The sequence below is a fragment of the Sedimentitalea todarodis genome (genome assembly GCF_032595355.1).
Classification (GTDB): Bacteria; Pseudomonadota; Alphaproteobacteria; order Rhodobacterales; family Rhodobacteraceae; genus Sedimentitalea; species Sedimentitalea todarodis.
In genome coordinates this window covers 409,727-427,767 of record NZ_JASMWN010000001.1, presented here as the reverse complement: position 1 = coordinate 427,767, position 18,041 = coordinate 409,727, and the positions used below count along the sequence as shown (strand labels likewise).

At 61.3% G+C, this 18,041-nt stretch carries 16 protein-coding genes; 8 read left to right on the top strand and 8 right to left on the bottom strand.

Annotated features, from left to right (window positions below; all coding sequences use genetic code 11):
* Position 1: 1 nt before the first annotated feature.
* Together QO231_RS02035 and QO231_RS02030 are read right to left on the bottom strand one after the other, a co-directional pair.
* Positions 2 to 382 (bottom strand): bleomycin resistance protein, encoded by a 381-nt coding sequence (locus tag QO231_RS02035; RefSeq protein WP_316772705.1) that lies wholly within the window; start codon positions 380 to 382, stop codon positions 2 to 4.
* Positions 382 to 2,202: an ABC transporter ATP-binding protein gene (locus QO231_RS02030; protein ID WP_316772702.1), complete on the bottom strand. Its 1,821-nt coding sequence runs from the start codon at positions 2,200 to 2,202 to the stop codon at positions 382 to 384. Before QO231_RS02030 ends, QO231_RS02035 begins: the two co-directional genes overlap by 1 nt.
* Before the next feature lie 270 nt (positions 2,203 to 2,472).
* Between QO231_RS02030 and QO231_RS02025 the strand changes: the two genes are divergently transcribed.
* The 3 genes from QO231_RS02025 (at position 2,473) to QO231_RS02015 (ending at position 6,247) form a co-directional block, all read left to right on the top strand.
* Positions 2,473 to 4,176 (top strand): peptide ABC transporter substrate-binding protein, encoded by a 1,704-nt coding sequence (locus QO231_RS02025; RefSeq protein WP_316772699.1) that lies wholly within the window; start codon positions 2,473 to 2,475, stop codon positions 4,174 to 4,176.
* Positions 4,177 to 4,260: 84 nt separating this feature from the next.
* Complete coding sequence (locus QO231_RS02020) at positions 4,261 to 5,268, top strand: ABC transporter permease (protein ID WP_316772696.1); 1,008 nt, start codon at positions 4,261 to 4,263, stop codon at positions 5,266 to 5,268.
* A gap of 28 nt (positions 5,269 to 5,296) precedes the next feature.
* Entirely contained in the window at positions 5,297 to 6,247 is a 951-nt protein-coding gene (locus QO231_RS02015) for an ABC transporter permease (protein ID WP_316773069.1), read from the top strand.
* A gap of 63 nt (positions 6,248 to 6,310) precedes the next feature.
* Here the strand turns inward: QO231_RS02015 and QO231_RS02010 are convergent, their stop codons facing one another.
* The 5 genes from QO231_RS02010 to QO231_RS01990 all read right to left on the bottom strand — a co-directional run bounded on the left by QO231_RS02010 (position 6,311) and on the right by QO231_RS01990 (position 13,318).
* A complete protein-coding gene (locus QO231_RS02010) occupies positions 6,311 to 7,816 on the bottom strand; it encodes a serine/threonine-protein kinase (RefSeq protein ID WP_316772693.1) in 1,506 nt (501 codons plus the stop codon).
* 66 nt (positions 7,817 to 7,882) lie between these two features.
* Positions 7,883 to 9,163 (bottom strand): DUF3422 family protein, encoded by a 1,281-nt coding sequence (locus QO231_RS02005; protein ID WP_316772691.1) that lies wholly within the window; start codon positions 9,161 to 9,163, stop codon positions 7,883 to 7,885.
* A gap of 560 nt (positions 9,164 to 9,723) precedes the next feature.
* Positions 9,724 to 11,157, bottom strand: a complete 1,434-nt coding sequence (locus tag QO231_RS02000) for an NAD(P)(+) transhydrogenase (Re/Si-specific) subunit beta (protein ID WP_316772688.1) — start codon at positions 11,155 to 11,157, stop codon at positions 9,724 to 9,726.
* Positions 11,158 to 11,169: 12 nt separating this feature from the next.
* Positions 11,170 to 12,744, bottom strand: a complete 1,575-nt coding sequence (locus QO231_RS01995; protein WP_316772685.1) for a Re/Si-specific NAD(P)(+) transhydrogenase subunit alpha — start codon at positions 12,742 to 12,744, stop codon at positions 11,170 to 11,172.
* A gap of 124 nt (positions 12,745 to 12,868) precedes the next feature.
* A complete protein-coding gene (locus QO231_RS01990; RefSeq protein ID WP_316772681.1) occupies positions 12,869 to 13,318 on the bottom strand; it encodes a methyltransferase family protein in 450 nt (149 codons plus the stop codon).
* Positions 13,319 to 13,535: 217 nt separating this feature from the next.
* Between QO231_RS01990 and QO231_RS01985 the strand changes: the two genes are divergently transcribed.
* The 4 genes from QO231_RS01985 (at position 13,536) to kynA (ending at position 16,878) form a co-directional block, all read left to right on the top strand.
* Positions 13,536 to 14,288, top strand: coding sequence for an SDR family NAD(P)-dependent oxidoreductase (locus QO231_RS01985; RefSeq protein WP_316772678.1), 753 nt, complete (start codon positions 13,536 to 13,538; stop codon positions 14,286 to 14,288).
* Positions 14,289 to 14,375: 87 nt separating this feature from the next.
* Positions 14,376 to 15,569: a kynureninase gene (gene kynU, locus QO231_RS01980; RefSeq protein ID WP_316772675.1), complete on the top strand. Its 1,194-nt coding sequence runs from the start codon at positions 14,376 to 14,378 to the stop codon at positions 15,567 to 15,569.
* Entirely contained in the window at positions 15,566 to 16,048 is a 483-nt protein-coding gene (locus tag QO231_RS01975) for a GNAT family N-acetyltransferase (RefSeq protein WP_316772673.1), read from the top strand. Before kynU ends, QO231_RS01975 begins: the two co-directional genes overlap by 4 nt.
* Entirely contained in the window at positions 16,045 to 16,878 is an 834-nt protein-coding gene (gene kynA / locus QO231_RS01970) for a tryptophan 2,3-dioxygenase (protein ID WP_316772670.1), read from the top strand. The genes QO231_RS01975 and kynA overlap by 4 nt, the downstream gene beginning before the upstream one ends.
* Positions 16,879 to 16,890: 12 nt before the next feature.
* Here the strand turns inward: kynA and QO231_RS01965 are convergent, their stop codons facing one another.
* Positions 16,891 to 17,472, bottom strand: a complete 582-nt coding sequence (locus QO231_RS01965; protein ID WP_316772666.1) for a TetR/AcrR family transcriptional regulator — start codon at positions 17,470 to 17,472, stop codon at positions 16,891 to 16,893.
* 102 nt (positions 17,473 to 17,574) lie between these two features.
* Here QO231_RS01965 and QO231_RS01960 point away from each other — a divergent pair, with 102 nt between their 5' ends.
* Complete coding sequence (locus QO231_RS01960) at positions 17,575 to 18,039, top strand: (2Fe-2S)-binding protein (protein ID WP_316772663.1); 465 nt, start codon at positions 17,575 to 17,577, stop codon at positions 18,037 to 18,039.
* Positions 18,040 to 18,041 lie beyond the last annotated feature (2 nt).

Genomic DNA, 18,041 nt, shown 5'->3' with positions numbered 1-18,041 from the left:
GTCACGATTTTACCGCTTCCCCATAGAAGACGAGCGTGCAGTCTTCGTCGGCAACATGAAACTCCCGCTGGCCGTACTCCTGATCAAAGGGCGCACGCACGCGTCCGGATGGCAGGGTTTCGAGTTTCGGGCGGAGCCGGTCATACAAGGTGTCAAGACCGGTGACGTCGATATAGAACGACCCCTCACGCTCGGGTGTATGCAGGTCTATCGTCGCATCAACCTCGACGAGGCGAACCGCCACGGAATCGCAGCGCAGGAAAGCATAGTTGTCGGCCTCAAATCCAACCGTGAATCCCAGCATGTCCCGGTAGAAGGAAATCTGCGCCTGCAGGGAGGAACAGGGAACGAACGGCGTGATCTGGGTCAGCCGCGGTTCCATCAATACCCGCTGTCGGTGGTCAACACGTAGTGCCCCGGTTCGACCTCGTGATAAACCGAGGACTCAGGTTGATAGTCGACACCGTGGATCGGCGATGGAATCGGTTTGAAGTTTAGGTCTTTTTCCGTCTTGCGGCGGCGCGGATCGGCAATCGGGACCGCCTTCATCAGGGCCTGCGTATAGGGATGCTGCGGGTTCTCGAACACCCGGGCGCGCGGCCCCATTTCGACGATGCGACCCAGGTACATCACGCCGACCTGATGGCTGACACGCTCGACCACCGCCATGTCGTGGCTGATGAACAGGAAGGACAAGCCCAGTTCCGACTGCAACTCCATCATCAGGTTCAGGACCTGCGCCTGCACCGACACATCCAGCGCGCTGACCGCCTCGTCGGCGATGATCAGCTTGGGGTTCAGCGCCAGCGCGCGGGCGATGGCGACGCGCTGGCGCTGCCCACCGGAAAGTTCGTGAGGATAGCGGCGCATGAAACTCTTGGGCAGTTCCACCCGCTCAAACAGCATCGCGACCCGTTTGCGAATCGTCTCGGCCGAATTGGTGCCGTAGTTGCGCAGCGGCTCGGCCACCTGATCCATCAATTGCATCTGGGGATTCAGCGACGCGAAGGGGTCCTGAAAGATCATCTGCATATCCAGCCGCGCCTCGCGCAGGCCACGCGAATCGAGCTTGAGGATGTCGACCCCGTCCAAGTCAATCTCACCGGACAGCGGTTCGACAAGACGCAGGATCGACCGACCCGCCGTGGATTTGCCACATCCGGACTCGCCCACAAGGCTGAGCGTCTGGCCGCGATTGATGGTAAAGGACACGTCCTCGACCGCGTGCACATTGGCCACCGTGCGCCGGAAAAAGCCGCCCTTGACGGGGAAGCGTGTGGTCATGTTGCGGACCGTGAGCAGCACCTCGTCGGTGCCGAGGATCGGCGCAATCTTCTGACCCTCGACCCCCAACAGCTTCATCGGTTCGGGCGCGGCCTTGCCCCGCATCTCGCCCAGCTTGGGAACTGCGGCAAGCAGCGCCTTGGTGTAATCGTGCTTGGGAGTCTCGAAGATTTCCTCGACCGTACCCTCTTCGACCTTGTGGCCCCGGAACATGACGACAACGCGGTCCGCCATCTGCGCGACCACCGCCATGTCGTGGGTGATGAACATCACGGCAGTGCCGGTTTCGCGTTTCAGCCGGTCCATCAGCGCCAGGATTTCCGCCTGGATGGTCACATCCAGCGCAGTGGTCGGTTCGTCCGCGATCAAGAGGCGGGGTTCGCAGGCCATCGCCATGGCGATCACGACCCGCTGGCGCATGCCGCCGGACAGTTCATGCGGGTATTGGCGCAAGCGCCGTTCCGGTTCAGGGATACGCACCTCGCGCAACAGCACAAGCGCACGCGCCTCCGCCTCGGTCTTGGTGAGTCCCTTGTGCACCCGCAGACCTTCGGTTAGCTGCCGCCCGACCGTGAACACCGGGTTCAGGGCGGTCATCGGTTCCTGGAAGATCATCCCGATCTCGTTGCCGCGAATCTGGCGCATCAGATCCTGATCGGCCTGCACGACATCCAGTTCCTGCCCGTCGCGGCGATCAAATATCAGCCTGCCCGCCCCGATCTCGCCACCGCCGAATTCGACAAGGCGCATCAGGGACAGCGAGGTCACGGATTTGCCGGAACCGGATTCTCCGACGATACAGACCGTCTCGCCCGGATTGACGTCAAAGGACACATCCTCGACGCCGACCACCGGACCATCTTTGGTCTGGAATTCGACCTTGAGCCCTTTGATCTGTGCAATTGGATGATCCAGCACGGGCATTCCTCGACTGCTTCAAGCCCAAACGCTACGGTGCAAGAGCCATCACTGTCAAACCCCGCAGTTGCATTTTGCCAAGGCAACTCTTGCTTTTTTCACAAACTCTGTTTCGATAAGCGGATTAGTGTTGCGAGGGATGTCTGACCAAACAGCTAGTTTTTTAACCCGTCGCCCGTTTCTCCTGCGTATCCCAGAGCAACCGCAAGCCATGCCCGCCGAACCGAGCGGGCCAAAAAAGGCGCGCAAGCGTCCAACAAGGAGTACGACATGACAATCAGAGCCCTATTGCTTGGTGCAATCGCCGGAACGGCATTTGCCCCCGCAGCGATGGCCGAGCGCGGAGCGGACGGCGAAGTCAAGGTGATCTACTGGCAAGCGCCGTCGATCATGACACCCTACCTGTCAGGCGGCACCAAGGATCTCGAAGCCGCCTCGCTGGTGATCGAACCGCTCGCCCGCTATGATCAGGACGGCAACATGGTGGCCTGGCTGGCCGAGGATGTGCCGACCGTTGCCAATGGCGGCGTCAGCGAGGACCTCAAGTCGATCACATGGAAGCTCAGGGACGGGCTGCTGTGGTCTGACGGCACCCCGGTGACCTCCGAGGATGTGAAATTCACCTGGGAATACTGCACCGCCGAGGGCGGTGGCTGTGCGCAGTCCGAGAAATTCGGCGATGTGGTTTCGGTCGAAACGCCAGATGCGCAAACCGTGGTGGTGAACTTCGGAGTGGCCAAGCCGTTTCCCTATGGCCCGTTCGTCGGCGCGCAGGCCCCGATCATCCAGAAGGCACAATTCAAGGATTGCCTTGGTCCCAAGGCGCCGGAGTGCACCGAGGCCAACTTTAACCCCATCGGAACCGGCCCGTTCACCGTGACCGAATTTCGACCCAATGACGTGGTGACGCTGGTTGCCAACGAAAACTATCGCGATCCGGACAAGCCAGCGTTTGCCAGCATGACCCTCAAAGGTGGCGGTGATGCCGCGGCGGCAGGCCGTGCGGTGATGGAAACAGGCGAGTTCGACTATGCCTGGAACCTGCAACTGGCACCGGAAGTGCTGACGCGCATGGAAGAGGCCGGCAAGGGCACCAACGTCGTCTCGTTCGGCACCTCCGTCGAGCGGATCCATGTCAACCTGACCGACGTTAACCCGGATCTGGGTGACGAACGCGGAACCGCCAAGCATCCGCACCCGTTCCTGACCGACAAATCCGTGCGGCAGGCGATGTCGATGGCCATTGACCGTGCCCTGCTCACGGAAATCGGCTATGGCGACTTTGGCAAGCTGACCTGCAACGTACTGCCGGCACCCGCGATCTATGCCTCGACAGCCAATGATGATTGCCTCGTGCAGGACATCGAGGGTGCCAACAAGCTGCTTGATGAGGCAGGGTGGGTTGCCGGTGCCGATGGTATCAGGGCCAAGGACGGGGTCCGGTTGTCGGTCCTGTTCCAGACCTCTGTGAACGCCGTGCGTCAGGATTATCAGGCCCTGATCAAGGACTGGTGGGCGCAGATCGGTGTCGAAACCGAATTGCGCAGCATCGATGCCTCGGTGTTCTTCGGGTCCGATCCCGGGTCACCGGATACGTTCCAGAAGTTCTTTGCCGATATCGAGATGTTCACCAACAACTTTGATGGCACCGATCCCGAGGCATATATGGCCAACTGGACCTGCAACGAGTTCCCGCGCCCCGAGACCCAGTGGCAGGGCAACAACATGATGCGCTTCTGCTCGGAAGAGTATGATGCATTGGTCGCCGAAATGGCCGGAACCGGTGATCTGGACGAACGTGCGCGCCTCGCCAAGGCCATGAATGACATGCTGATGCAAGAGTATGTCATGATGCCGCTGACCTATCGTGGTCGCAACTCGGCGCATGCAAACTCGCTGGGCGGCGTGATCATGAACGTATGGGATTCCGAATTGTGGAATGTCGCCGACTGGCACCGCAAGCAGGGCTCGTAAGCCCCTGATCCGATCGGCCGCGTCCCGGATGTGTTCCGGGGCGCGGCGAAATCGCAACAAGACCAAGCTGCAAAGGCCGATTGAATGCTGACCTTTACGATCCGACGATTGGTCCTGGCAGTTCCGACGCTTCTCTTCATCAGCCTGATCATCTTTCTGTTGCTGGAATTGGCACCGGGTGATCCGATGTCGCAAGTGCCGCTGACCGTGCCTCTCGAAGTCAAGGAAGAGATGCGCAAGGCGCTCGGGTTGGGAGAGCCCATTCCGGTCCGGTTCTGGAAGTGGACTGTCCAGTTCTTCTGGGTCGAACCCCAGGTGTTGATCGACAACATATTCGGCACCCATTTCGCTGATGGCAAACTGCGTATTCTCAGCTGGCAGACCCGCTCGCCGGTCATGGACATCGTGGCGCAGCGTATTCCCCAGACGCTCTGGGTCGTCGGCACGGCCTATGTCGTGGGTATCCTGATCGCCCTGCCCATCGGAATATATTCGGCCTATCGTCAGTATTCATGGTTCGATCAGACCGGCACATTCGTTTCGATGATCGGCTTTTCGGTTCCTCCGTTCTTTTCCGGGGTGCTGGTGATCGTGATCTTTTCCGTCCATCTCGGCTGGTTTCCGTCGATCTATGACACCACCCACAGGGTCACAAACTGGGACAGCTTTCTGGTGCAGCTCAGGCAGATGATCATGCCGGTCATGGTTCTTGCCCTGCAGATCACTGCACAGATCAGCCGGTTCATGCGGGCCTCGATGCTGGACAACCTCAACCAGGATTACGTCCGGACCGCCCGCGCCAAGGGGATCGGTGAATACTACGTCGTCATGGTGCACGTGCTGCGCAACTCGATGATCCCGGTGGTAACAGTGATCGCCCTTGGCGTTCCGGCGATCTTTGGCGGCGCGATCATCACCGAACAGGTGTTCAAGGTGAACGGCATTGGCCAGTTGCTGATCGGGGCGATTCAGGCAAATGACCTGCCGATGGTGCAGACGCTGGCGTTCATCTTTGCGGTGCTGATCGTGCTCTTCAACCTGATTGCCGACGTGCTCTACGGCATTCTTGACCCGAGGATCCGCTATGACTGAATCGCGTCATGACAAGTCGACAGATCCGATGGACGAGGTGGCGTCGCTGGCGGCGCATGATCCGGCGGCGGCAATTGCCATCGACCCGATCCCGGACCGCCCGCCGCGCAGCCAATGGCTGGATGTCTGGGATCAGTTCAAGACCCACAAGGGCGCCTTGTGGGGTGGTATCCTGTTCCTGGCGATCATCCTTGCCGTCTATCTCGGGCCCTATGTCTGGACCATCGACCCAACCCAGATCGACATTCGTGCCCGCAATCAGGGGCCAAGTCTGGGCCATCCCTTTGGCACCGATCAGCTGGGTCGAGATATTCTGTCGCGGATGATGTCCGGAGGGCAAACTTCTGTTTCGGTCGGCATGACGGCGATGCTGCTGGCGCTGTTCCTCGGGTCTTTCGTTGGTGTCGTCGCCGGGTATTTCCGCAAGCTGGACGGGCCGCTCATGCGGTTGACCGATCTGTTTCTTGCCTTGCCCTTGTTGCCGCTCTTGCTGGTGATGATGCTGCTCTTTCGCGAGCCGCTGAGCGCCGCCTTTGGCCCGGAACAGGGCATTTTCATCCTGATTGTCTGTGCCATCGGCATAACCAGCTGGATGCCCACCGCCCGCATCGTGCGCGGCGATGTGCTGGCGTTGAAGGAGCGGGAGTTCGTGCTGGCCGCGCGCAGCATCGGCACCACCAATACCAAGATGATCACGCGGCATATCCTGCCCAACGTGCTCAGTCCGATCATGGTGTCGGCAACACTGGGGATTGCCACCGCCATCATCACCGAAAGCAGCCTCTCGTTTCTGGGTCTGGGCTTCCCGCCGGATTTCCCGACCTGGGGGCGGCTGTTGTTTGATGGCACCGACTATCTGCAGGATTATCCCGAGCGGGTGATCTGGCCGGGCATCGCGATTTCACTGACCGTACTCAGTGTCAATTACCTCGGTGACGGGCTGCGCGATGCATTGGACCCGCGTATTCGCGGCCGGTAGCACGATCCGGTTCACTGGGCTGGCGATCAGCGCATGAGTTGCCGCGCATGACGTGGAGCGGTGTCAGAACAGGCCACGGACCCCTTCGATTGCAGCAACGAGTCCCGCCACCAGCGCGGTCAGCGACAGCCCCCGCGCGATCAGGTTTTCGTATTGCATCCACCAGGGTTTGAGCGTGTTTGCCACCTTGCCATGCAGTTCGTTCAGCATCTGCAAGGCGCGGAACCGTTCATCGGCGCTATCGGCTTCGGCATACTCCTTGGCCAGCGCCACCATCGTGACGGTCAGCATGTCCTCTGCCGCGCGTCCGGCGGCCTGTCGATAGGCATCGATCCGCAGGCAAATGGTCTCGGCAAGCCGGTCATGGGCGTCGGGCGCGTTGATCAGCTCCAGCGCGCGATAGGGCAACGCAACTTCGGCACGCGACGCGCTTGCCCGCAGCAACCGCGCAATGAAAAAGCTGCTGATGGCGAGGATCGCACCGCCGAAGAGCAAGGCCAGGTGCCAGGGGTTGGCAAGCGCAGGCGGTGGTCGTATCGACGGGTTCGCCGGATCGACGTTCCAATAGGATTGATCCAGAGTTCCGAACGCCCAGGCAACCAGCACCATGATCGCCACGAGAAAAACCACGACAGCGGCACCGATGCCCCAGCCAGCGGACTTGGCGGCGGCGCGCGGGGGCGGCGCGGCAACCGGTCGGTGGCTGTCTTGAGGCGGCGCCGGCATCGGCGACTGCGGGACAGTCCAACCGGTCGACTCGGCGGATCGCGCCTGTGCCAGCAGATCATCGATCCGCGCAATCGCCTGTTCGGCGTCGGGGCGACCAGAGGGATCCGGGGCAAGCAATGACGCCAGAAAGGGTTGGACCGCTTCGGGTGCGGCCGCAAGATCAGGTTCCTTGCCGAGAGACTGGCCCAGTTGCACCATGCTCTTGGCGCTTTGCAGTCTCTGACCGGTGAGCGCCTCGAAAAGAACAGCGCCCGTGGCCCAGATATCGGCCGAGGCGCTTTGCGGCGCTGCAACTAATTGTTCCGGCGACATATAGGCCAGCTTGCCGGCAAAATCGCCCACGACCGTCGTCTTGCCGAAACTGCTGTCCTCGGTCAGCATGCCAATGGCGTCAAAGTCGATCAGTACCGCACCATTGTCGGACAGGATGATGTTTTCGGGGCTGACATCGCGGTGGACCATTCCGTTGCGATGCAGGACCGTCAATCCGCAAAACACGTCCCTGACATAAAGCAGCGCCTGAGCAATCGGCAGCTCGCCCTCCGATATCCGATCGCGCAGCGATGGCCCCGGAACAAAGGCGTGTACGATGACCAGCCGACCGTCCGGTTGCTGGTTGTACTGCAGCAGACGTTGCAGATACGGGCTGGACAGCGTCGCCGCCTGCGCCCACCGACGCCGTGCCGCACCGGGATTGGCGACATCCTCGCGCCTGATCTTGAGAACGGATTTCTGCCCGGTGACCGCGTCACGCGCCAGCCAGGTCTCTCCGAGCCGACTATCGCCGAGCAGTTCCCATCCTGCATAGGCCTGGCTGTTTTCGAACTCTGGCGGTTTCACCTGTCCTGCATCCGTTTTGGGGATCCTGATCGTGAACCCCCACCCTGCCAAGACATGTGGCAAATGTCACTCCATCTTGCGCCGTATGCGCCGGACCAACCACCAGACCAGCGCGATGACCGGCAGGGTCACCATCGCGGTCAGCGTGCCCTTGCTGAGACCCGTGGCCTCGGTCAGCGGGTAGAGCAGGTAGGCGGCCAGCGACACCGCGTAATAGCTGATCGCCACCACCGACAGCCCCTCGACCGTGTGCTGCAGGCGCAACTGCAGATCGGCGCGCCGGTCCATACTTTCCAGCAGAGCCTGGTTCTGGGCGCTGCGCTCGACATCGACCCGCGTCCGCAGAAGGTCGCCCGCCCGGATCGCCCGGTCGGCGAGCGCCTGAAGCCGGGTTTCGGTCGATTTGACCGTGCGCATCGCCGGTGCATAGCGGCGCATCATGAATTCGCCAAAGGTCTGCCGCCCCTGGAACCGCGTTTCGCGCAGCACCCGGATGCGTTGGTTCACAAGCGCCTCATAGGCCCCCGTGGCCCCGAACCGGAACGAACTGCTCGCGGCCAGAGTCTCCAGCTGCGACGAGATCGACAGCAGATCGGGCAGGATGACATCGGGCGGTGTTGTTCCCTGTGTCATCTCAAGCATCATTGCCGCCAGTTTGTTGTCGAGTTCGGCGATCTGGCCCGACATTTCACGCGCGCGCGAAAAGCCGAGCATCGACATGGATTTATAGGTTTCGATTTCGCAGATGCGCTGAACGAGCCGACCGATGCGTGCCTCGACGATCTGCGTCCCGACAAAAACGGCGAAACGCAGATGCCCGGCGGGATCGATGCGAAAATCACCAGACATGATCGCGGAGTCATCCAGCACATTCGCAATCGCCGTGCTTTCCGGAACGAACCAGTCCGTGAGCTTCCGCGATATCTCGTCATCTTCCGGGCGCGGCTCGACCCGGATGATCGCCGATGTGATCCGTTGCCCCGGAGCGGTCTCCAGCCAGTCCTCCGGGAACACTTCGAAGTCTGCCGGATCAAACGGACGATCCGCAACCCCGTCGCGATAGGCCGTGTAGCTCACGAATTCCGTGTGCTGTTCCCATTTGAGCACATGTTGCCCGATCCGGTTCGCATAATGCGTGGCGCCGGGCTGCGGATGCGGCGCGCCATAGCGATCCAAGAGCGCGGTCAGGTGAGCCACATCCCCCGTCCGGTCCCGGCTGACCGCTTCGGTGGGCTGTTTAATCGCCACGAACACGACACTGCTCCTGGCCCCGATTTCCGGAAACGGGCGCGCATGCAATTCGTTTGCAAGCCGGTAGCGCAGAGGGTGATCTTCAATAGGTGGCATCGGAACTTCCTGTCAGCGCGACACCAGAAACGACGCGCGCCTTGGCTTAAACACATAAATTCAACAAGTTAAAGGAATACATTTGTATACTTCACCGGGTCTCGTACCAATGTCTGATAGAGGTGTCGCGCATTGGGCAGCGCAAAACCGATGGAGGTTCGGCGTTCTCTGATTGAACTGGATTGTTCTGGCGCGGGGATGCGGGCGTGGAATTGGCAAGAGTCGCGGGGACCGGACAGGGTGACATCCTGGTTGCCGGACCCGGCGCGGAGTTCCTGCACGGCGGTTCGGGGATCGACACTGCGATCTTTCGCAGGTCCGACGCCGCGATCCTGATCTCGATGGGAAACATGATCTTCAAATGCGGCAAAACTGAGGGCGATGTCCTGAGCGGGATCAGCAACATCGACGGCATGTGTCTTGGTGACACGATCGAAGGGAACGTCCTCGAGAACCGTTTGCGCGGGCTTGAGGGAGATGATGTTCTGAGCAGGCCTGTTTTAAAAAAAATCCCCCGCCGGAGGACCGGCAGGGGCAATGTCCAATCGCTGGCAGATGGATCAGTCGATCATCGGCAACAGCTTGTCCAGGCTCGCCTTGGCGTCGCCGTAGAACATGCGCGTGTTCTCTTTGAAGAACAGCGGGTTCTCGATCCCGGAATAGCCTGTGCCCTGCCCGCGCTTGGAGACGAACACCTGCTTGGCCTTCCAGCATTCCAGAACCGGCATACCGGCAATGGGGCTGTTGGGGTCTTCCTGGGCCGCCGGATTCACGATGTCGTTGGAGCCGATGACGATGGCCACGTCCGTCTTTGGAAAGTCATCGTTGATCTCGTCCATTTCCAGCACGATATCATACGGCACCTTGGCTTCGGCCAGAAGCACGTTCATGTGCCCCGGCAAACGCCCGGCCACCGGGTGGATCGCAAAGCGCACGTTCTTGCCCTTGGCCCGCAGCTTGCGCACCAGTTCGCTGACCGATTGCTGCGCCTGTGCCACCGCCATGCCGTAGCCCGGAATAATGATGACGCTGTCCGCGTCGTTCAGCGCCGCGGCAACACCGTCGGCCTCGATGGCAACCTGTTCGCCTTCGACTTCCATCTGGGGGCCTGACGTGCCGCCAAATCCGCCGAGGATCACGCTGACAAAGTGACGGTTCATCGCCTTGCACATGATGTAGGACAGGATCGCACCGGACGAGCCAACCAGCGCGCCGACAACAATCAGAAGATCGTTGCCCAGCGAGAAGCCGATCGCCGCCGCGGCCCAGCCGGAATAGCTGTTGAGCATGGATACGACCACCGGCATATCCGCGCCGCCGATGCCCATGATCAGGTGATAGCCGATGAACAAGGCCGCCAGTGTCATCAGCGCCAGGGGCAGGAAACCACCGGTGTTGAAGTACCAGATCAGGCAGATCAGCGACAGCCCCGCAGCACCGGCGTTCAGCGCGTGACCGCCGGGCAGCTTGGTCGCGGTCGTGTTTACCTTGCCCGCCAGCTTGCCATAGGCAATGACCGACCCGGTAAAGGTGATCGCACCGATGAAGATACCGAGGAACAGTTCGACCCGCAGGATCGAGATCTCGACGCCTGATTTATGGGCCAGCAGCGCCGCAAAGCCTTCCAGCGTTTCCCGCTCTTCGGCCCCCATGGCCATCACGTTGCCCAGTTCGATATGCGCATTGAGGCCGACAAAGACCGCCGCCAGACCGACCAGCGAGTGCATTGCCGCCACAAGTTGCGGCATTTCGGTCATCTGCACCCGTTGCGCCACCACGTAACCGATGGTCCCGCCGCCCGCGATCAGGAGCAGCGACAGCAACCACAGACCCGAGCCTGGGCCGATCAGCGTGGCCGCGACGGCCAGCCCCATGCCCACGATGCCGTACCAGACCGCGCGCTTGGCGCTTTCCTGCCCGGACAGACCGCCAAGCGACAGGATGAAGAGAACAGCCGCGACCACATAGGCCGCCGTTGTGAATCCGAATTCCATTGCTCGGCTCCTTTACGATTTCTGGAACATGGCAAGCATGCGCCGAGTGACGAGGAATCCGCCGAAGATGTTGATCCCGGCCATGAAAATGGACAGCGCCGCCAGCAGGATCACGAGGAAACTGCCCGATCCGATCTGCATCAGCGCACCCAGGATGATGATCGAACTGATCGCGTTGGTGACCGCCATCAAGGGCGTATGCAGCGAATGGCTGACGTTCCAGATCACCTGGAAGCCGACAAAGACCGCGAGCACGAAGACGATGAAATGCTGCATGAAGCTGGCCGGAGCCACGAGCCCGACAGCCAGCAGCACCGCAGCGCCCACCGCCAGCAGGGTCACCTGCTGTTTGGTCTGCGCCTTGAACGCGACCACTTCGGCGGCGCGTTTCTCTTCCGCCGTCAGCACCTTGGGCTTTTCCTTGGGCTTGGCCGCAATGGCCTGAACCTTGGGCGGCGGCGGCGGGAACGTGACCTCTTTTGCATGGGTGATGGTCGAGCCACGGATGACGTCGTCTTCCATGTCATGATTGATCACCCCGTCCTTTTCAGGTGTGAGATCGGTCATCATGTGACGGATGTTGTTGGCATAGAGCGTCGAACTCTGCGCCGCCATGCGCGACGGGAAATCGGTGTAACCGATGATCGTAACGCCATTGTCGGTCACGACTTTCTCGTCCATCACGGTCAGTTCGCAGTTGCCGCCACGCTCTGCCGCGAGATCGACGATCACGCTGCCCGGCTTCATCGACTCGACCATGTCCTTGGTCCACAACAGCGGCGCAGGCCGGTTCGGGATCAGGGCGGTGGTGATGACGATATCGATGTCCGGCGCAATTTCGCGGAATTTCTCAAGCTGTTTGGCCTGAAACTCGGGGCTTGAGGGCGGTGCATACCCACCGGTCGCCGCCCCGTCGGGCAATTCGGATGCGTCAAATTCAAGGAACACGAACTCGGCCCCCATCGATTCGATCTGCTCCGCCACTTCGGGACGCACGTCAAAGGCATAGGTGATTGCACCCAGCGATGTCGCCGTGCCGATCGCGGCGAGACCGGCCACACCAGCGCCGACCACCAGAACCTTGGCCGGGGGCACCTTGCCCGCCGCCGTCACCTGTCCGGTAAAGAAACGCCCGAAATTGTTGCCCGCCTCGATCACCGCGCGATAGCCGGCGATATTGGCCATCGACGACAGCGCATCCATCTTTTGCGCGCGGCTGATGCGTGGCACCATGTCCATGGCGATGACCGTCGCGCCTTTTTCCGCCGCCTTGCCCATCAGATCCTCGTTGGAACCGGGGTAGAAGAACGAAATCAGGGTCTGATCGCTGCGCAGACGCTTGACCTCGGTGTCGGTGGGTGGACGCACCTTGGCGACCACATCCGCCGCCTTGAACAGCGCGGCCGCCGTCTTGACGACCTCGACACCCGCCGCCTCGTAGGCTGCGTCCGAGAACCCGGCCTCAATGCCGGCCCCGGTCTCGATCAGACATTCATGGCCCAGCTTCTGAAGCTGGAGCACGCTTTCAGGTGTCATTGCGACACGACGTTCCCCGTCGTGAATTTCCTTCGGCGTTCCTATCTTCAATCCAAGTCCCCCTGATTTTGCCCATAAAGGGCGCAAAATAGCCCAATTTCTGCACGCTTCACTACCTTGCGCATCAAACGCGCGCAAGCGCGGCGCAGGGACGCGCGACGAATATCTTACTTGCTTACATCCATCTGCGCACTTTTCTTTCGTATCTGGCGAAATCCGTACGGAACAATCGCCGCAGCCGGTCTTCTTCCGGCAGGATGAAACGTCTTTCGATCACCCAGACAAATACAGGTATCAAAGGCAGCGCCAGAACCGCATCAAAGCGCAGGATGAGGCCGGCCAGGACCAGGGCGTCTCCCACATATATCGGGTTGCGCGAGCGGCTGAAAATCCCCGACTGGATCAACCGGTCGGGTGTGCCGTGCGGGTTGACCGTGGTGGCGTGACGGCGAAATTCGGAGAGCGCCAGCACCATCAGCAAGAGACCGCCTCCGATCAGCATGCCGCCCAGAAGGTCCGCCCAGGCACCACCAAAATCCAGCCCGTAGGAGAAGTATCTCGACTGGACCCAGGCCAGCACGACGAACAGCAGCAACCAGACCGGGGGGATATCAAGCCATTTCATCAGATCACCTCTGCCCGTTTATCAATCGCTGCGCGGCACAAACGGCATCCCGCTTCGCACGCGCTGTTGTCTGCTCGGGAAACGCGCCGGAGTGTGCACCGGAATCGCGCCCTGTTCCACCCGGTGACGGGGTACGCATCGCCGCACCCATTGTGCGGGGCGACTTGTCTCTGGCGCGAGACCGGATAGGGTGCGCCCGACGCTACGGAGGAACATCATGACACTTCAGGGTAAGCACGCGCTTGTCACGGGTGGCGGAACCGGGATCGGGCTGGCGATTGCACAGGCACTGGCGGCAGAGGGGGCACAGGTCACGATCACCGGACGACGGCAAGAGGTGCTGGACGCGGTCGCGGGCGACGGGATTTTCGGCATGGCGATGGATGTCCGCGACGAAGTGGATGTCATCGCCAAGATCGCAACGGCGGTAGAGGCCCGCGGCCCCGTACAGATCTGCGTGGCCAACGCCGGTGTTGCCGAGGGCCGCGCCGTGCACAAGACCAGCATGGAATTCTGGCGCAACATGATGGCGACCAATCTGGATGGCGCCTTCCTGACGATCCGCGAATGCCTGCACAGCATGCGCCAGACCGATTGGGGGCGCGTCATCACCATGGCGTCGATCGCCGGAGTCAAAGGTCTGCCCGGTGCGGCCTGCTATACCGCGTCAAAGCACGGGTTGATCGGCCTGACCCGCGCCCTGAGCGAGGATTACATGGGCAAGCCGATGACCTTCAACGCGATCTGCCCGGCCTATGTCGACACCCCGATCGTCGAACGCAACACCGACAACATCGCAAAACGCGCCGGGATCAGCGAAGACGACGCCCGCGCGGTCATGGTGAACGCCAACCGCCACAAACGCCTGATCGCCCCCGAAGAAATCGCCGCTACTGTGATGTGGCTGGTGCGGCCGGGATCGGAAAGCGTGAACGGTCAGGTGATCGAGATCGCGGGCGGTCAGATGTGAGCCGTCAAACAAGGCTGGACAGGCCCACAGGCTGACGCATAGATCATGGATGACGATGCCGCGATCCCCTGACAACAAGGAAGGCCAATGACCGATTTTGCAGCGACAAAGGCACTGTTCGAGATACCGGACGGTGTGCTCTATCTCGACGGAAATTCGCTCGGCCCCCTGCCCAAGGCCGCGCCCGAGCGGGTCGCAAAGATGCTGACGCAGGAATGGGGCGAGTTGCTGATCACCGGCTGGAACAAGGCGGGCTGGATGGCGATGCCGATGGCCCTTGGTGACCGGGTCGGACGTTTGATCGGGGCGGAACCGGGGCATGTGGTTCTGGGCGATACCCTGTCGATCAAGGTCTATCAGGCGCTGGCCGCAGCACTCGACATGAACCCGGACCGGCGCGTGGTACTGACCGACAGCGGCAACTTTCCATCTGACCTTTACATGGCGGAAGGGCTGTTGCGCAGTCTGGGCAGAGGTCACGAATTGCGCATTGTCGCCCCTGACGAGGTGGCGGGGGCGATCACGGACGAAATCGCGATTCTGATGCTGACCGAAGTGGATTACGGGACTGGCCGTCTGCACGACATGGCCACGCTCACGAAACGGGCGCATGACGCTGGTGTGGTGACGGTCTGGGATCTTGCCCACACGGCCGGGGCGGTGCCGGTGGATGTCGCCGGTGCCGGTGCCGATTTTGCGGTGGGTTGCACCTATAAATATCTCAATGGCGGCCCCGGCGCGCCTGCGTTCATCTATGTTGCACCGCGCCATGCGGACCGGGCGGTGCCTGCCTTGTCTGGTTGGCTGGGCCATGACGCCCCCTTTGCGTTCGAAAAAAGCTATCGGCCCGGCACCGGTGTCGAGAGGATGCGGGTCGGAACGCCGCCGATCATCCAGATGACGGCGTTGGAGACCGCGCTGGATATCTGGGACATGGCCGATATGGCCGACGTGCGCAGGGCGTCAATCGGGCTGTGCGAGGTGTTCATCGCCGAGATCGAGGCCGCCTGCCCGATGCTGACCCTCGCCAGCCCGCGCGACGCGGCCCATCGCGGCAGCCAGGTCTCGTTCCGCTTTGCAGATGGCTATGCCGCGATGCAAGCGCTGATTGCCCGTGGCGTGATCGGCGATTTCCGCGCGCCTGACATCATGCGGTTCGGCTTTACCCCGCTCTATATCGACGAGGGCGACGTGCGTGCCGCCGTCGCCATCATCCGCGACGTGATGCAGAACCGGCTGTGGGATCAGGCAGAGTACAAGGCCCGCGCGGCGGTGACATGACATGGGCCGTGCGCCCCTACGTGGCAGCGGACTGTGCGGGATGCTGGCACGTGTTCTTTGACGCGGTTCAGACCGGAGCGCGGCACCACTATAGTCAGGCGCAAAGGGATGCCTGGTGCGCCAGCGTGCCTGCGCCGACACTTGAGAACTGTGCCCGTCTGGGCGATGCCCTGACTTGTGTCGCGCATCGCGGCGAGACCGTTATCGGTTTCATGACGTTGGAACGGAACGGCCATCTGGACATGGCCTTTGTCACGCCCGACGATATGGGGCGCGGGGTGGCTGGCGCCCTGCATGAAAGCGTGCTGCAATCCGCCCGCGCGCATGGCCTGGGCCACCTGACAGCCGATGCCAGTCACCTGGCGCGGAAGTTTCTCGCGCGCCACGGCTGGCATGAGATCGAAGCGGAAACCGTGATGCGCGCCGGCGTGCCGCTGGAGCGGTTCCGTATGGAGCTGAAACTGGAGCCGACACAATGACCGACCCTTATGATCCCGCGCGCGAGGGTGCGCAGATGTCCTTTGACGGGCGCATGTCCTATGGCGACTATCTCAACCTGCAAAAGGTTCTGGATGCGCAGCACCCCCTGTCGGATGCCCATGACGAAATGCTGTTCATCATCCAGCACCAGACTTCGGAATTGTGGATGCGGCTTGCGATCCACGAATTGACGGCTGCACGCGCAACCCTGCAAGAGGCCGACCGGCGCCCCGCTTTCAAGATGCTGGCGCGCGTGTCGCGGATCTTTGAGCAGCTGAACAATGCGTGGGATGTGCTTCGGACCATGACACCCAGCGACTACACAACGTTTCGCGAGGCACTTGGGCAATCTTCGGGGTTTCAGTCGCATCAATATCGACAGGTCGAATTCATGCTGGGCAACCGCAACATCGCCCTGCTCAAGCCGCATGCCCATCGCCCCGGCATCACGGCTCTGCTGACCGGCGAACTGGCGCAACCGTCCCTTTATGACGTGGCCCTGCGCGCGTTGAACCAGAGCTTTCCGTTGCCCGACGAGGTTCTGGACCGGGCGCTTGAGCAACCACATGCAGAGAGCGAGGCCGTCGCCGCCGCCTGGAGCAAGGTGTATCGTGATCCGCAGACCCACTGGGAGCTTTACGAACTTGCCGAGAAACTGGTCGATCTCGAAGACTATTTTCGCCGCTGGCGGTTCAACCATGTCACCACGGTCGAACGTGTCATCGGGTTCAAGCGCGGGACCGGCGGCACCGGGGGGATAAGCTATCTGAAACGGATGCTCGACGTCGAACTGTTCCCGGAACTCTGGCATTTGCGGACTGATCTCTGAGGCGATCGCGGTCTACGCAGCCTCAAGCCCACGCCCGATCAAAGACGCGAATGCCGCGAGCCTTGCCCGTAGCTGTGGAACCGAACTGACCGTTGTCTTGAGCCCCTTCAGCGCGACAAGGATAACATCCGCGACCTGTTCGGGAGTGTCGGGAAGATCAATGCGGCCATGCTCGGCCTGCTGTTTCAGCCAGTCGGCGTAGAGCACGCGCAGCCGGTCCTCTCCGGTCTGCTTGATATCCGCCGCCGTCCTTTCACCGGTGTCAAGAAGCTCCATCCCGTGTGGAGACGCCAGGAGCGCCTCGACCATGTCGCCGACCTGTGCATCAAAGGCGTGATGCAGGGTTTCGGTCACCGGCCTGTGCGCGCTGAACACCGTCGCGAGCGCATCGGCCGCCTGATCGTAGTAGATCTGGGTGAGCCTGCGAAAGATCTCGTCCTTGTTCTTGTAGTGCTGGTAGACGGCCGGGCGGGACATGCCGGCGCCGTTCGCGATGTCGTTCATCGAGGTCTTGCGAAACCCATAGGTCGCGAAAACCCGCAATGCTGACTGCAATATGGCGTCCTGTCTGGAATCGGTTGCATCGCGCATCATGGCAAAGGCCTTGAACTTCCCTGTTTTTCCCCGATTGACATGCTGACATTTTTTGCTATTAATGTCAAAGCGTCAGAGCATTCGCCAGATCGAGGGCAAGCCATGTCAACACACCTCACCATTAACGGTAAATCGCACCAAGTGGAACTGCCCGGCGACGTTCCTTTGCTCTGGGTCCTGCGCGATGAAATCGGCCTGACCGGAACCAAGTTTGGCTGTGGCGTGGCCTCCTGTGGCGCCTGCACGGTCCATATCGATGGCGAGGCCGTGCGCAGTTGCCAGGTGCAGCTCTCCGATGTCTGGGGCAAAGTCACCACGATCGAAGGGGTGGGCACGCCCGACGCGATGGCCGCGATCCAAGAGGCCTGGGTCGAGACTCAGGTGGCGCAATGCGGGTATTGTCAGTCCGGCCAGATCATGCAGGCCGCCGCGTTGCTCGCCGAGAATCCGAACCCGACCGATGCGGATATCGACGACGCCATGCTGGGCAACCTCTGCCGGTGTGGCACCTACCCCCGCATCCGTGCCGCGATACACACCGCCGCCGGCAAGATGAAGGAGGCCTGAAC

What these genes read in the sequence shown, in the direction of transcription:
- QO231_RS02035 (WP_316772705.1), bottom strand. Translation starts at nt 382, where the DNA reads ATGGAACCGCGGCTGACCCAGATCACGCCGTTCGTTCCCTGTTCCTCC.
- QO231_RS02025 (WP_316772699.1), top strand. Translation starts at nt 2,473, where the DNA reads ATGACAATCAGAGCCCTATTGCTTGGTGCAATCGCCGGAACGGCATTT.
- QO231_RS02020 (WP_316772696.1), top strand. Translation starts at nt 4,261, where the DNA reads ATGCTGACCTTTACGATCCGACGATTGGTCCTGGCAGTTCCGACGCTT.
- QO231_RS02015 (WP_316773069.1), top strand. Translation starts at nt 5,297, where the DNA reads ATGGACGAGGTGGCGTCGCTGGCGGCGCATGATCCGGCGGCGGCAATT.
- QO231_RS02005 (WP_316772691.1), bottom strand. Translation starts at nt 9,163, where the DNA reads ATGCCACCTATTGAAGATCACCCTCTGCGCTACCGGCTTGCAAACGAA.
- QO231_RS02000 (WP_316772688.1), bottom strand. Translation starts at nt 11,157, where the DNA reads ATGGAATTCGGATTCACAACGGCGGCCTATGTGGTCGCGGCTGTTCTC.
- QO231_RS01990 (WP_316772681.1), bottom strand. Translation starts at nt 13,318, where the DNA reads ATGAAATGGCTTGATATCCCCCCGGTCTGGTTGCTGCTGTTCGTCGTG.
- QO231_RS01985 (WP_316772678.1), top strand. Translation starts at nt 13,536, where the DNA reads ATGACACTTCAGGGTAAGCACGCGCTTGTCACGGGTGGCGGAACCGGG.
- kynU (WP_316772675.1), top strand. Translation starts at nt 14,376, where the DNA reads ATGACCGATTTTGCAGCGACAAAGGCACTGTTCGAGATACCGGACGGT.
- QO231_RS01975 (WP_316772673.1), top strand. Translation starts at nt 15,566, where the DNA reads ATGACATGGGCCGTGCGCCCCTACGTGGCAGCGGACTGTGCGGGATGC.
- kynA (WP_316772670.1), top strand. Translation starts at nt 16,045, where the DNA reads ATGACCGACCCTTATGATCCCGCGCGCGAGGGTGCGCAGATGTCCTTT.
- QO231_RS01965 (WP_316772666.1), bottom strand. Translation starts at nt 17,472, where the DNA reads ATGATGCGCGATGCAACCGATTCCAGACAGGACGCCATATTGCAGTCA.
- QO231_RS01960 (WP_316772663.1), top strand. Translation starts at nt 17,575, where the DNA reads ATGTCAACACACCTCACCATTAACGGTAAATCGCACCAAGTGGAACTG.